We start from the raw sequence: 14188 nt of genomic DNA, 5'->3' as shown, positions 1-14188 counted from the left end.
GAGCACATGCGCCGGTTCGGCAAGGAGCTGGCCGCCCGCGGCGAAGCGCTCGCGGACATCTGGCCCCGCGAGTCCGGCATCCTCGCCAAGATCACGAAGCGCATGGCCGCCGGGATGGGCGCGGTCTTCGACTACTACGCCGACCTCGCCGCGACCTACCCGTTCGAGGAGCGCGCGCAGCCGACCAGCGGCGGCTCGTTCGGCCTGCTCGTGCGCGAGCCGGTCGGCGTCGTCGGCGCGATCATCCCGTGGAACTCGCCGCTGTCCCTCGCCGTCTACAAGATCGCGCCCGCGTTCCTCGCCGGCTGCACGGTCGTGCTGAAGACGTCACCCGAGGCGCCGGGCGCAGGCCTGCTGCTCGCGGAGGCGGCGGAGGCGGCGGGCCTGCCCGCGGGCGTGCTCAACGTCCTCACCGCCGACCGGGAGGTGAGCGAGAAGCTCGTCACCGACCCCCGCGTCGACAAGATCGCGTTCACCGGCTCGACCGCGGCCGGTCGGCGCATCGCATCGCTGTGCGGCGAGCGCATCGCGCGCTACACGCTCGAGCTCGGCGGCAAGTCCGCCGCGGTGATCCTCGACGACGCCGACCTGGCGCAAGCGGCGGCCACCATCTCCGGCGCCGAGTGCATGATCACCGGACAGGTCTGCTCGTCGCTGACCCGGCTGATCGTGCCCCGCAAGCGACACGACGAGTTCGTCGACGCGCTGGCCAGCACGTTCTCGCAGGTGGTCGTCGGCGACCCGTTCGACCCGGCGACCCAGATGGGGCCGCTGGCGATGGAACGCCAGCGCGACAAGGTGCTCGACCTCATCGCGCAGGGCAAGAACGAAGCGAAGCTGGTGACCGGCGGCGGCCGGCCAGCGCACCTCGAGCGCGGGTACTACGTCGAGCCGACGGTGTTCGCCGAGGTCGACAACGCGATGACGATCGCGCAGGAGGAGATCTTCGGTCCGGTCCTTTCGGTGATTCCCGCCGCCGACGAGGACGACGCGATCCGCATCGCCAACGACTCGATCTACGGGCTCAACGCGTCCGTGTTCACCAACGACGCGGACCGGGCTCGCGCGGTCGCCGCGCGGCTGCGGTCGGGCACGGTCGGTCACAACGGGTTCCGCACCGACTTCGGAATCGCGTTCGGCGGCTTCAAGCAGTCCGGCATCGGCCGCGAGGGCGGCACCGAGGGCTTGCTGCCCTACCTCGAGACCAAGACGGTCATCCTCGACGAGACGCCGAGCGGGTACGCCGGCTGACGGAGCCGGCTGCCCGGTCGCGGGCTCTGGCTACCCGCCGTAGACGTCGTAGAACTCCATCGACGGCGGCGGGTCCATGCGGACGTTCACCGGCGGAGCCATGTTCGCGAACGCCGCGCCGAAGCGCGCCTTCGCGGTGTCGGCGTCGCAGTCGAACTCGTAGAGCGCGAGGTAGGTGTCGCCGTCGGGCCCGAAACGGCGGGCACTGGTGCAGCCTTCGATCGCCAGGAGCTCGCCCAGGTGAGTGTTGTCGTACCAGTCGTTGTAAGCCGCCGCGCCCTCGGGCGAGTCGGGTGCGGTCTTCACGACGAGGATGGACTTGGTCATGAGCTCTCCGATTCGAACGGCTTCGACGTCCTCGGCAACCTATCGAGACTGATCCGTCCGGCGGCGGCGGGTTGCCGTCATCGGTCGAAATCGCCACAGGTCGTCGCATAGTGTCTGCCCGGGGGGACTTCGCCCATTGAAGGGTTCGGGGCCGGGGTGACCGATCACGACGCCGCGCTGCGGGCTCGCGGCGCGCGCTACATGCCGGCGCTGGACGGCGTGCGCGGGATCTGCATGCTGGCCGTGCTGATCGGCCACCTGACGATCTTCGGCGGCGCTGGGCTGTTCTTCCAACCGCGGATGATCAGCCTCCTCGGTGGTGGCGAGCTGTGCCTGGAAGTGTTCTTCGTCCTCTCCGGCGCGCTCATCACCCATCTCGCGTTGTGCGAGATCGCGAAGACCGGCACCGTCGACATGCGCAAGTTCCGGATGCGTCGGGTGCGCCGTCTCGCCCCGGCCGCCGTGATGATCTTGCTCACCACGACCGCGTTGTGCGTGGCAGGTCTGCGCGACGACAGCCTGCCGCTCGGGACCCGGCCCACCCTGGTCGTGCTGTCGGTCCTCGCGCTCAGCTCGAACTGGCTGCTGTTCAACCACGCGAACCTCGGCTACCTCGCGCCGACCTGGTCCCTGAGCGTCGAGGAACAGTTCTATCTGGCCTGGCCGCTCACGCTACGTCGCACCTGGACCCGGCTCGGCGCCGCGGGCAGCGCCATGGCGGCGCTGGCGCTGCTCGTCATCGGGTTCGACGTCGCCGTCCTGACCAGCACGCGCGGGGTCAGCGCGACCTACTCGACGCCGGTCGCCGGGATCGGCTTGCTGTGCGGCTGCCTGGTCGCGATCTGGTTGCACAGCCCGTGGGCGTCGGCGCTGCGCAAGGTCGTCTGGGCGACGCCGGTAGCGGCCGTGCTCGCTTTCGGCATCGGGTTCAGCGCCCGGTGGCTGCACTTCCACCAGTACCGGGCGATGCGCGGGGGCTACCTCTTCTTCGGCGTGGTGACGGCGCTGTTCATCGGCCACCTGATGATCCGCAGCACGCGGCCCAGCCTCGTGTCGCGCGCCCTGGGGATCCGCCCGCTCGCGTTCCTCGGACGCATCAGCTACGGCGCATACCTGTTCCACGCGACGATCTACCAGATGTGGGCCCGATCAGGTCTCATCCCCAACATCGAGGTGCGCGGCGTCGTCGACGTGACGAGTGCCCTCGTCGTCGCGTCGATCAGCTACCGCTTCGTCGAAGAGCCGATCCGGCTCGGGAAGCTGCGGCTGCCAAGGCGCCGGCGCGCGACGACCGCCCGCGCCACCCGGCCGGCACCCGCACCGGCATGGGCCAGGCTCCGGTTCGTCCCGCAACTCGCACTCGGCGTCGCCGCAGTCGTCGTGGTGTTGCAGTTCGCACCCGCCTTCCACCCGTCGCCGCCCGCGCCGGGCAAGGCTGAGGTCGCCGCGTCAGGGCTGGTCCCCGCGTGTACGACTACGGACCTGCAGGCCGCTGCCGGCATCAGCGGGCCGGGCGCCGTCGTGGCCTGCGACGGGCAGTGGGCGCTCGCCGCGTCGAACCGTGAGCACGGCCGCATGGAGCTGCTCCACTACCGGGCCGGCAGCTGGCGCCGGCTTAACACCCGCCACGGCGCGCTGCTCGACTCCGCGGTCACTGCCCACGTGCCGACCGCGAGCGCGCCGCGGCTGACGGTCGTGCAGCACCTGGCCGCCGCCGTCGGTCCGGTCGCGCAGCCGGCTGCCGCCGCCGCGACGCTCATCGCCGCCGTCGCCACGACCGCCAAGGAAGCGAACCTGCCCGCAGTGGTCGCGAGCCCGGTCGTCGCCCGCAACGGGCAACGCTGGCTGGCGGTCCTCTCACCGGCGTCCGCAGGACCCGCGGGCCGGATGACGATCTACGAGTGGCGCCAGCAGCGCTGGACCGCAGTCGGGCTGGTCACGGGGATCCCGGCGGCGCCCGAGACGACGTACCGGATCAGCGTGTCAACGCTCGCGGGCACGCTCGACCCGGCATGGGTCCTGCACGCCGTCGGCAAGGCGACCGTATCGGTCGGAGTCGTCACCGACCTCGGGGGCAGCTGGCACCTGGTCAACCTGTCCGCCCCCGGCGCGTCCGGGCTGCTGACCAAGGTCGGCGGACTCGTCCCAGGCACGCCGTAGCGCGGCTGGCGTCAGCGCGCGGCGAGCGCGTCGGTCAAGAGGCTGACGAGCGTCTCGAGACGAACGTCGACGTCGCTGACCTCGACGTCCTCACCGTCGAGGGCTCGGGCGGCGAGACCCTCCTTGAGCCCGATCAGGTCGGCCACCCGCGCGTCGACGGTCTGGGCGGCGATGATCCGCCATGCGGTGACCGGCTGGTCCTGGCCGATCCGGTGCACCCGGTCGATCGCCTGGGTCTGCTCGGCCGCCGTCCACGACAGCTCCGCCAGCACCACGTTGGAGGCCACCTGCAGGTTGATGCCCACCCCGGCCGCGGTCAGCGAACACACGATGATCTGCACGTCGTCGTCGTTGACGAAGGAGTCGATGTTCGCGGTCCGGACCTTGGTCGTCTGGTCGCCACGGATCGAGGCGAACCCGATCCCCCGCTTCTCGAACAACGCCTCGGCCGCGTCCATCACGTCGATGTGCTTGGCGAAGAACACGACCTTGCCTGCGCTGTGCGACAGCTGCGCGGCGTAGTCGGCGGCGAGCTCGGCCTTGGCCTGCCCGATCCGTCGCATCATCGCGAACACGTTCTCGCCGCTGGTGGCGTCGTCGTCCGAGTTGCGAAGCTCTCTGGCGCACACCTGCCGCACGACGGCGCCGTCGACGCCCGCCGGGTCGACGTCGTCCTTACGTGCCGCGATGGCGCTGTCGTAGCGCTTGAGCAGCCGGGCGACGAGCTTCTTCTCGGCGGCGCGCACCGACGTGCCGGCGGCACCTTCGAGCTCGACCGGGACGTCCGCGATCCGCCTCGCCGGGATGTCCTTGGCGACGTCGACCTTGCGGCGCCGGACGACGCCCATCTCGATCACCGTGTCGCGCGCGAGCGGGTAGAAGCCGGGGTCGACCGGCGTCGTGCCGTTGGCCTCAAGCGCGTGCAGCAGGTCGGGGCCGACCTCCTTGTCGGTGATCCAGCCGAGGAACTCCCAGATCGCCAGGAAGTCCTCGATGTCGTTGATCAGCGGCGTCCCGGTCAGCGCCATGAGCAGCGGGCGGGGGGTGCGCTCCCGGATCTTGCGCGAGAGGTCGAGGACGTTCTTCGATCGCTGCGACGACTTGTTCTTGATGAAGTGCGCCTCGTCGACGATCATGCCGCGGAACCCGAACCGGCTCAGCCACCCGACGTGGCGGCTGAGGATGTCGTAGTTGACGACGATGATGTCGCGAAACGCATCCACCTCCTCGCCGTCGCCGTGGACGACCGTCGCACTGTGCTCGGGCGTCCACGTCGCCGCCTCCCGTGCCCAGCTGGTCTTGACGACGTTCGGTACGACGACGAGCAGCGGATAGGCATCCGCGGCCTGAGCGGCCAGCAACGCCTGCGCCGTCTTGCCCAAACCGGGCTCGTCTGCCAGCAGGAAGGTCCGATGACCTTCCCTCGCCTTCGCGACCACCTGCGCCTGGTGGCGCATCAGCTCGAGGCCGGGAGGCAGGAACGTCGGCCCGGGCGGGGGCAGCGTCATGCACGAACGGGCGTCGGCCGTCGACTGCTCGAACGAGCGCAGCAGCGGCTTGATCAGCTCCCAGTCGATGAGCAGCCGAGGCTTCGGGCGGGCAGCCGGCACCGCCGAGAAGTCCGGCGCGAGGAACGGGTTGGCGAGGCTGCGGGCGACCGCCGACTGAGGCACCACCTGCCGTTCGCGCTCCGGCGCTGCCGACGTCTGCGGTGCCTCCGGCTCGGGCTCGTCGACGACCGCAAGGCCCGCCTTGGTGCGCAATGCGCGAACCGCGTCGCTCGTACCGGGAAGCATCGGGGCCCCGTCGGCCAACAGCTCGAACAGCGACCCGTCGCGACCGGCGACGCGGGCGAGGCTCGCCGCGACACCTTCGATCCGCTTCTGCTTGACCGAACGCTGCGACGGGCTCATCGGCTCGGTCGCCGCCTCGACCCGTTGCTCACGCAGCAGCAGCGCCACGGCCTGGAACTGCGCCCGCATCGCCGACGTCACCGGCGCGCGGCTCAGGTTGGCGGTAGCGAGCGCGAGCGCTGCCAACGGGCCCTGCTCCTGTAGCGACGGACCCTGTCGCCGCTGCGGCGTGCCGCGGGACTCGACCGGCCTGGCCGGCGCACGCGCCGGCATGGCGCGGTCGTCGGTGGGCTGCTCGACGCCGCTACGGGTGCGGCGACGGGAACGTGGCGGCAATCGCTCTCCCCGGCCAACCGAGGACGAGGTGTCGACGGTCAGATCGATGAACATGAGCGCGGAGCCCGAATCCGACTGCGAGCGGTCGGCCTGATCGCGCAGGTCCATGCTAACAACCAGGTCCGCCGAGCGCCGCGCTCCCTGGCGTCAGCGCGAAACCGTGTCGAGCGTGACGGCGCCGACGGCCGGCAACGCGAGGACGAAGCACGCGCCGCCGAGATCGGAGGCCTCCACCCGCAGCGCGCCGCCGTGCGCCTGCGCCGTCGCATGCGCGATCGCCAGGCCGAGCCCCGACCCGCCGTCGTCTCGTGCCCGTGCGTCGTCGAGGCGGACGAACCGTTCGAAGATGCGTTGCCGGTCCTCGACTGGCACGCCCGCGCCGTCGTCGTCGACCCGGACCTCCACCGTGTCGGCTGCCGGTCGTGCCAGCGTCACCGTCACCTTCGACACCGCGTGACGATGCGCGTTGGCGACCAGGTTGTCGATGGCGCGGGCAAGCGCGCGACGGTCGCCGACGACCAGATACGTCCCGTTGCCGGCCGAGGGCACGAGGTCCGCGAGATCGACCCGCTCGTCGCGCAGCTGTGTGTCGGACTCCACGCGGGCGAGCGTCAACAGGTCGTCGACCAAAGTGACGAGTCGCTCGGTGTCCTGGAGCGCTCCGGCCACGAGCTCGGCGCGCGTCACGCTGTCGGGCTCGGCCAATGCCACTTCCAGCTGCGTCCGCGCCGCGGCGAGCGGGCTGCGCAGCTCGTGGGCCACGTCGGCGACGAACTGCTGCTCTCGGGCCGCCGCCGCACCCAGCCGGTCGAGCATGGCGTTGAGGGTGACGGCGAGGGCCCGGATCTCGTCTCGACCCTCCGGCAGCGGGAGCCGCACCCCGCCGATCGGATGCATGACGCTCTCGGCGCCGCGCCGCAGGGAGGACACCGCGCCGAGCGCCCGGCCGAGCAGGATCCACAGCGTCGCGCCGACCAGCACCAACAGCAGCGGTGCGGCGATGACGACGTACCTCGTCAGGCTGTGCAGCGTCGCTCGCTCGTCACGCAACGACTCGGCGACGATGACGTAGTCGGTGCGGCCGCCCTCCGACACTGCGCGCACGAGGACCCGGTTGAGGCCGTCCGATGCGATCTCGTCGACCTGCTGGCTGCGAGGGCCGCCACTTGCCAGGCTCGACAGCTCGGTGCCTGCAACGAGCGGAAGGGTGCGGGACGTGCCGGGCGAGACCGCGAACACGGCACCCGCGGCGTCGACGACCTGGGCGCTCTGGCCGGCCTGGACCGGAAGCGTCGGGGGAAGCGCACCCGCGCTCACCAACGCCGTGATGTTGTCGGCGGAGGTCCGGCTCGCCTGGTCGACGGCATGGATCCGGCTGGAGGCGAAGCCGTGCAGCAACAGCACGCTGCCGGCCGCGAGGAAGACGGCCAACGCGGCGGTCGCGATGAAGGTGAGCCGGGCCCGCAACCCGAGCCGGCTCCAGCCGCGGCTCAGCTCGGCCCCTCATGCGGCACGCGGTAGCCGGCGCCGCGCACCGTTTCGATCACGTCTCGGCCGAGCTTGCGGCGCAGATACCCGACGTAGACCTCGACCACGTTGAGGTCGCGGCTCGCGTCGTGCGACTCCCACACGTGCTCGTAGATCTCGGCCTTCGACACGACGCGGCCCTGGTGGTGGGTGAGATAGGCCAGCAACGCGAACTCCCGCGCGGTGATCTCGACCTCGTCGCCGTTGCGCAGCACGCGTCGGGTCCCGGGGTCGACCTCGAGGGAGCCCGAACGCATGATCACCGGCCGCGGGGCGGCGCCGCGACGCAGCAACGCGCGGATGCGGGCGACCAGCACCACCAGCGAGAACGGCTTGGTCAGGTAGTCGTCGGCGCCCTCGTCGAGCGCGTCCGCCTCGTCGTACTCGCCGTCCTTCGCGGTCAGCATGAGGACGGGAGTCCAGACCTCCGCCGCCCGCAGGCGGCGCACCACCTCATAACCGGACAGCGCCGGCAGCATCAGGTCGAGCAGGATCAGGTCGTAGTCGCCGGTGAGTGCGCTGGCCAGGCCCGCGGCGCCGTCGTACTCGACGTCGACGACGTAGCCCTCGCGCGCCAACCCGGTCTGGAGCGCACGAGCGAGGCGACGCTCGTCGTCGACCACCAGCAGGCGCACCCAGCCAGTGTCCGACCGGTACGCCGGAACCGGCCAGTCACCGCGGCGGCGGCTTCTCAGCGTCCTCTCAGTTGCGTCCTGTCAGCCTCTTCGCCATGGCACTTTCTCCCGCCGCGCGTCACCGGGCGCGCTACCTCGTCCCACTCGGTGCGGCCGTCGTCACGGCCGGTGTCGTCCTCGTCCCGCAGGCAGCGTCGGGCGTCACCCACCCTCACCTGCCGGCCCGCACCGCGGCGCAGCTGCTCGCGGCCATGGAGAGGGCCCCGTTGCCGCACTTCAGCGGGACGGTGGTCGAGACCGCGCGGCTGGGGTTGCCCGACATCGGGGACAGCCAGCTCGCCGGAGACATGACCCCGGCGGGGCACGACGGGCTGACCGAGATCGTGACGCTGCTCAGCGGCTCGCACACCGCCCAGGTCGCCTACGGCGGTCCGGACAAGCAGCGACTCGCGATCTTCCTGTCCGACCTGTCCGAGATGGATGTCGTCCACAACGGCGACGACATCTGGACCTACTCCAGCGACAGCAACTCCGTGACCCACAACACCCTCGAGGGCCGGGCGGCGGACCACTCCGCGGCCAAGGCACCCGAGCCAGACGTGACGACGGCGATGGACCCGGCCAAGGCCGCCGAGCGCGCACTCGCGGAGATCGACCCGTCCACCGCGGTGACGGTGGACCGTACGGCGGAGGTCGCAGGCCGCCCGGCCTACCAGGTCGACCTCACGCCGCGCGACGCCAACACCCTGGTCGGCTCGGTGCGGATCGCGCTCGACTCGGCCACCTCGCTGCCGCTGCGGGTGCAGATCTGGTCGCGCGACGACGCGTCCGACCCGGCGTTCGAAGTCGGGTTCACGAGCATCTCGATGTCGGCGCCGAGCGCCTCGACCTTCGACTTCACGACACCGCCGACCGCGACAACCGAGCCGCTGCCGTTCAGCCACTCCTTCGCAGGCTCGGCTGAAGGCGGCGACTCAGGTACCGAAGCCGGCGGCGCCTCCGTCGTCGGGCACAACTGGACCTCGGTCCTCGTCGAGCACGTCGCACCACCGTCTGCCGCTGCCCCTGGCGCGCCGCCGCAGGAACCGGGACTCGCGCAGTCCCTCGACCAGCTCGGCGACCGCGTCGCCGGCGGCCATGTGATCTCGACCTCGTTGGTCACGATCCTGGTGACCGACGACAACCGGATCCTGCTCGGCGCGGTGACACCGCGCTATCTCGAGCAGCTCGCCGCAAGCAAGGCAGCGCAGTGACGGCGATCGCCGAGGAGCAGACGCCGGCAGCAGCCGCCGAGAGCGCACCGCTGGTCATCTCGACGGGCGGCCTGACCAAGCGGTTTCGAAGCGGACAGGTCGCCGTCGACCACATCGACCTCGCGGTGCCGCAGGGCGCGGTCTTCGGGTTCCTCGGCCCGAACGGCTCGGGGAAGACCACGACGATCCGTATGCTGCTCGGTCTGATCCGGCCCACCGAGGGCAGCGTCACCCTGCTCGGCCGGCCGATGCCCGAGCAGCTTCCGGTCACGATGGCGCGGGTCGGCGCGCTCGTGGAGGGCCCGGCGTTCCATCCGTATCTGAGCGGGCAGGCGAACCTCGCCCGGCTCGACCGGATGGATGTCACCGCTGACCCGAGCACTCACGGCGACCGCATCGCGGCCGCGCTCGCCCGCGTCGGCCTGACCGCCGCGGCCGGGAAGCGGTTCCGGCAGTACTCCCTCGGCATGAAGCAGCGTCTCGGGATCGCCGCCGCGCTGCTCCAGCCGCGCGACCTGCTCGTGCTGGACGAGCCCACCAACGGTTTGGACCCGCAGGGCACGCGCGAGGTACGCCATCTGGTTCGCGAGCTGTCCGCCGACGGCATGACCGTGCTGATCTCGAGTCATCTGCTTGCCGAGGTCGAGCAGGTCTGCAGCCACGTCGGGATCATGAGCGCCGGCAAGCTGGTCTGCCAGGGCACCCTCGAGGACTTCCGCGGTGCGGACAGCACGCTGGTCACCGTCACGACACCGGCCACCGCGGCCGCCCTCGCTGCCCTGCGCGACGTCGGGCTTCGCGACGGCGTGGTCGCCGGATCCGACGAGGTCCGTGCGCCGCTCGGCGACGTCGCACCCGAGGACGTCACCGCGGCGCTGGTGCGGGCCGGCGTACCGGTCCGCGGCCTCGTCGTCACCAAACCCGCCCTCGAGGATCTGTTCGTCCAGCTCACCGGAGAGGGATTCGATGTCGTCCGCTGAGGCCACTATCGCCACCGGCAGCGCCCGGATCCCCGGCCCGAAACCACATCGCGGCGCACTCGGCCGCCAGCTCCGCTCGGAGCTGCGGCTCGCGTTCGGTCGCCGCCGCAACTTGATCCTGCTCGCCGCACTCGGGTTGATCCCGCTGGCCATCGGGACCGCGGTCAAGCTGTCCCCACCCGGCGGCAACGACGGCGGCGGGCCGCAGTTCCTCAACCGGATCACCGACAGCGGGCTGTTCCTGGTGCTGACCGCGCTGTTCATCACCTTGAACCTGTTCCTGCCGGTCGTCGTCGGCATCGTCGCGGCAGACGGCGTGGCCGGTGAGGCGCAGACCGGCACGCTGCGCTACCTGCTGCTCGTCCCGGTACGCCGCAGCAGGCTGCTGTTCGTCAAGGCGTTCGGGATCGTGACCTACGCGCTCGCCGCGGTCGGCACCATCGCCGGAGTCGCGGCCGTCACCGGCATCGCGTTGTTCGGGACCGGCTCGTTCACGCTGCTCGGCGGACAGACGGTGTCGGTGGGCGAAGGCCTGCTGCGCATCCTGGCCGTCGCGATCTACGTGTGGCTGTCGCTGTTCGGGCTGATCGCGGTCGGACTGCTGATCTCGGTGCTGACGGAAGTGCCGATCGCGGCGATGGCGGCGACGCTCGGGTTTGCGGTGCTCTCGATCGTGCTCGACCAGATCCCCGAGCTGCACGCGATCCACCCGGGACTGATCAGCAACTACTGGCAGTCGTTCGGGACGCTGATCAGGGTCGGGCCGGACTTCGGCCAGCTCGCCCGCTACCTGCTGCTCCAGCTGGTCTACGTCGCGATCGCCGGCGGCCTGGCGTGGGCGAGGTTCAGCGACGCCGACGTCACCTCCTGAACTTCGGCGCCGGTTCGGCTCCTGAGTCGTACGCTCGTAGCAGGTGAGGTGACCGGCATGAGCGTCCACGTTCCCGACGGCGGGTTCTGGCCTGCGCCGCCCATCCCGCAGCCGAACATCTACCCGATGGAATGGCGGGTCGACACCGACAAGCTCGCCGCGATCTACGAGAAGTCCAAGGTCGCGCTGTGGAACCCGTCGGACCTGCCGTGGGACTCCCTCGACCCGGAGGCCTACACCGCCGAGCAACGTCTCGCGTTCATGTACTGGTGGGCGCTGCTCGCCAACTTCGACGCGAGCGGTCCCGCCGTCTTCGCCCGCGCGACGATCCACGCTTTCGAAGTGCACGAGGAGGACCCGGTCCGCAAGTGCTTCTTCTCGATCACCCGCGACGAGATGAACCACGAGGAGTGCTGCCAGCGGGCGATCGGGAGGCTGTGGCCGGGCGGCCCGGTCGACTGGACGCCGGCAACGGATCTGGAGCGAGCGGCGCACAACAACATCAGCTGGCTCTACTACAACGGCGGCAGGTACTGGTCGGGCTACTCGGCGAGCCTCGGCAAACATCCGATGGCGGTGCTGTTCACCTCGTTCATGATGGGCGAGGTCGCCTCCTCCACGTTGTTCCGCATGATGGCCACCGGAGCGCAACACCCGCTGTTGCAGGAGGTGTTCCACCGCATCGGGCGCGACGAGTCCCGGCATCTGCAGATCTGCATGACGATCCTGGAGAAGGAGTACCCGGGCCTGTCGGAGGTCGACCGCTCGCAGATCACCCGGCAGCTGCGAGCCGGCTTCGTCTTCCTGTCGATGATCCTGTGGGAGCCGCCGACGCAGTTCTGGGATCTGCCGCCGTACTTCCTCGACAACCACCGGATCCTCATCGACATCGCTCGCGACGCCGGCCTCGGCATCCTCAACTACGAGCAGCAGGCGGAGAACTGGCGAGTCGCCATGGCGAAGGTCCGCGCCATTGTCGGGCGGTGGGGCATCGAGTTCCCCGCCATTCCCGAGCTCGACATCGACGGCGTCGACGTCAGCGAGATCAGCCCCGAGGACATCATTCCCGTCTTCTGACGGACGCCGGCATCGTCGTCAGTGCGTCGGGAGCGTCAGCTCGAGGTTCGACACCGAGACGGAGTACACCCCGTTGGCCGGCCTGCTGTACGGCGCGTCCTCGCCGAGCAGCTCGAGCTTCGCGACGTGCCCGGCCGCAAAGTGCCAGCCGGCCGGGTGGAGCTGGAAGGTCTGCCGACCGTCGGGATGCTTGGGGTCGATGCGGTAGAGGCCGCGTGCGACGAGGGTCTCGGTCTTGGTCGCCGGGTTCACGTCGAGAAGCCGCTCGGCGAGATAGGCCGACGACGTCGTCCCCGTGACGGTGAGGTCGGCCGTGACGGTGGGCGCCCCGAGCAAGGTGTAGCCGTTGCCGCGGGCGACCGGCAGCGAATAGCTCGCGACGCCGGGACCCTGCCCGGTCGATGGCGCTGTGGTGCACGCCAGACCGCCGAAGACCGGGTCGAAGGTCTTCCCGACGAGCGGGCTGCCGCTCACCGACAGCAGAGTGCGGACACTCGCCGACCGGTACGTCACCGCGGTGGGATGCAGCGCCGCCCAGGTGGCGGCATGGAACGGTCCGGCCGACTTGGTGCTCACCGGGCAGCTCTGGGTCATCGCGGTGACCCCGAGCGCGGGCGCGGGCGCGCTGCCCTTCACGTAGTGGTTGAAGAAGGCCTCGACCCGCGGCTGGAGCTGCGCGTCGTCAGCCGGCTTGTTGTCGGCGCGTTGGTGCCCGACGTCGCCGAAGAACAGCGAGATCGGGTCATGCGGGTAGAGCCGGCGTTCCAGGTTGTAGTAGCGCAGCGCCTCGTCGGCGGGGAACACGTCGTCGGTGAACCCGTTGGAGATCAGCAACGGCGCGGGAGCCTCGCGGCGCATCCGGTAGTCACCGCCGAGCAGGTAGTACGGCGAGTGGTACTCGGAGGCCTGGCGCAGCAACGCGTGGTCGATCGGGAGCGTGTACGGCTCGCCAGCGAGGATCGCGACGTACCAGGCGGTGATGTTCGCCTGGGGGTCGACACCCGGGGCGGCGATATAGCCGCTCTCGGTCCCGACGAGGAACAGGCCGGACATGATCGAGGTCTTCATGACGCCGATCGGTGACAGATCAGCGGTGGGAGACGTCACCGAGTCGTCGAACGTCCGGCCGTTCGGCGCCAACGCGTAGACCAGGTCGCTCCACGTGGCGAACGGTGCCGCCGCCGCGATGTGCAGCGGTGTGCCGTCCGGGCTGCGCCACGGCACGAGCTTCCCGTCGGGCAGCATCACGCGGTTGTTCAGCGTGGCGAGCTCGAGAGACACCCCGGCGCCGTAGGACTCCCCCATCACGCCGATGCGGTCGGGGTCGGCGAAGCCCTCGTCGACCAGCAGACCGACCGCGTGCTCGACGTCGCGGGCCTCGTAGCGGTAGTCGTCCATGTGGATGAAGCCGTTGGCGCAGGCCGCCGGGTCGACGAGTCGCGACGCCAGCTTGCCGCAGGAGTTGCCCCAGCCGCGCGCGGCCATCTGCAGGACCGCGTAGCCCTGCCGCGCCCACTGCAACGGCGACGGCCCGCCGTACTGGTGGTCGCCCGGTCCGGTCGGCGGGTCGCCCCAGCCGTGGCTCTCGACGACGAGCGGATACCCGTGCGCGGGGGCAGCCGCCGCCGGCAACGTCACGTAGGTCGCCAGCGGCGTGCCGTCGAAGCTGGCGAGCCGGTAGTCCGGCTTGCCCACCCCGCTCTCGTTGCCGACGCACACGCGTATCCCGTCGGAGCGAGTGGTGCACGGCATCGGGCTGCCGTCCATCGTGTGGCCGGCGAACACGCCGAGCGCTGAGGCGGTCGGCGGGGCTGCGCTGGTCTGCCCGCCGGCAGCGCTGGCGGTCGCCGCCGAGGACGCGGCCAACGCCACGGTCACCACCGACACGGACAACCGCCGTCCCGACAGGCGCATCGCT

At 70.7% G+C, this 14188-nt stretch carries 11 protein-coding genes; 6 read left to right on the top strand and 5 right to left on the bottom strand.

The window, feature by feature from the left end; translation table 11 throughout:
- The coding region (locus VG899_16490) for an aldehyde dehydrogenase family protein (protein HWA67964.1) at positions 1-1251 on the top strand (1251 nt) is incomplete at its 5' end.
- 30 nt (positions 1252-1281) lie between these two features.
- Here the strand turns inward: VG899_16490 and VG899_16485 are convergent.
- Positions 1282-1578 carry a hypothetical protein gene (locus tag VG899_16485; protein HWA67963.1) on the bottom strand — a complete coding sequence of 99 codons (297 nt, stop codon included), beginning with the start codon at positions 1576-1578 and terminating at the stop codon, positions 1282-1284.
- A 156-nt stretch (positions 1579-1734) separates the two neighbouring features.
- On the opposite strand from VG899_16485, the gene VG899_16480 reads away from it, so the two are divergent.
- Positions 1735-3738 carry an acyltransferase gene (locus VG899_16480; GenBank protein ID HWA67962.1) on the top strand — a complete coding sequence of 668 codons (2004 nt, stop codon included), beginning with the start codon at positions 1735-1737 and terminating at the stop codon, positions 3736-3738.
- Between the two features lie 11 nt (positions 3739-3749).
- Here VG899_16480 and VG899_16475 read toward each other — a convergent pair whose 3' ends face one another.
- Genes VG899_16475 through VG899_16465 form a run of 3 tightly spaced genes read right to left on the bottom strand, consistent with a single transcriptional unit; the run spans position 3750 to position 8089 of the window.
- Positions 3750-6035 (bottom strand): DEAD/DEAH box helicase, encoded by a 2286-nt coding sequence (locus VG899_16475; GenBank protein HWA67961.1) that lies wholly within the window; start codon positions 6033-6035, stop codon positions 3750-3752.
- 39 nt (positions 6036-6074) lie between these two features.
- Positions 6075-7394 (bottom strand): HAMP domain-containing sensor histidine kinase, encoded by a 1320-nt coding sequence (locus VG899_16470; GenBank protein ID HWA67960.1) that lies wholly within the window; start codon positions 7392-7394, stop codon positions 6075-6077.
- A 23-nt stretch (positions 7395-7417) separates the two neighbouring features.
- Positions 7418-8089 (bottom strand): response regulator transcription factor, encoded by a 672-nt coding sequence (locus VG899_16465; protein HWA67959.1) that lies wholly within the window; start codon positions 8087-8089, stop codon positions 7418-7420.
- Positions 8090-8184: 95 nt separating this feature from the next.
- On the opposite strand from VG899_16465, the gene VG899_16460 reads away from it, so the two are divergent.
- From VG899_16460 to VG899_16445, 4 genes are read left to right on the top strand one after another with little or no spacing between them, the layout of a single operon-like run.
- The gene (locus VG899_16460; GenBank protein ID HWA67958.1) at positions 8185-9342 is read left to right on the top strand and encodes a sigma-E factor regulatory protein RseB domain-containing protein; all 1158 of its coding nucleotides are present in this window, start codon (positions 8185-8187) and stop codon (positions 9340-9342) included.
- Positions 9339-10322: an ABC transporter ATP-binding protein gene (locus VG899_16455; protein HWA67957.1), complete on the top strand. Its 984-nt coding sequence runs from the start codon at positions 9339-9341 to the stop codon at positions 10320-10322. The genes VG899_16460 and VG899_16455 overlap by 4 nt, the downstream gene beginning before the upstream one ends.
- Positions 10309-11193 (top strand): ABC transporter permease subunit, encoded by an 885-nt coding sequence (locus VG899_16450; GenBank protein ID HWA67956.1) that lies wholly within the window; start codon positions 10309-10311, stop codon positions 11191-11193. Before VG899_16455 ends, VG899_16450 begins: the two co-directional genes overlap by 14 nt.
- A gap of 57 nt (positions 11194-11250) precedes the next feature.
- Positions 11251-12270 (top strand): hypothetical protein, encoded by a 1020-nt coding sequence (locus tag VG899_16445; protein HWA67955.1) that lies wholly within the window; start codon positions 11251-11253, stop codon positions 12268-12270.
- A gap of 18 nt (positions 12271-12288) precedes the next feature.
- On the opposite strand, the gene VG899_16440 is transcribed toward VG899_16445, so the two are convergent.
- Complete coding sequence (locus VG899_16440; protein ID HWA67954.1) at positions 12289-14184, bottom strand: CocE/NonD family hydrolase; 1896 nt, start codon at positions 14182-14184, stop codon at positions 12289-12291.
- Positions 14185-14188: the final 4 nt, after the last annotated feature.

The sequence above is a fragment of the Mycobacteriales bacterium genome (genome assembly GCA_035550055.1).
Taxonomy (GTDB): domain Bacteria; phylum Actinomycetota; class Actinomycetes; order JAFAQI01; family JAFAQI01; genus DASZTV01.
This window is presented reverse-complemented; position numbering and strand designations above follow the sequence as displayed.

Bases quoted from the DNA above. Each gene is read 5' to 3' on its own strand.
- VG899_16475 (HWA67961.1), bottom strand. From the start codon at position 6,035: ATGGACCTGCGCGATCAGGCCGACCGCTCGCAGTCGGATTCGGGCTCC.
- VG899_16450 (HWA67956.1), top strand. From the start codon at position 10,309: ATGTCGTCCGCTGAGGCCACTATCGCCACCGGCAGCGCCCGGATCCCC.
- VG899_16460 (HWA67958.1), top strand. From the start codon at position 8,185: ATGGCACTTTCTCCCGCCGCGCGTCACCGGGCGCGCTACCTCGTCCCA.
- VG899_16485 (HWA67963.1), bottom strand. From the start codon at position 1,578: ATGACCAAGTCCATCCTCGTCGTGAAGACCGCACCCGACTCGCCCGAG.
- VG899_16440 (HWA67954.1), bottom strand. From the start codon at position 14,184: ATGCGCCTGTCGGGACGGCGGTTGTCCGTGTCGGTGGTGACCGTGGCG.
- VG899_16445 (HWA67955.1), top strand. From the start codon at position 11,251: ATGAGCGTCCACGTTCCCGACGGCGGGTTCTGGCCTGCGCCGCCCATC.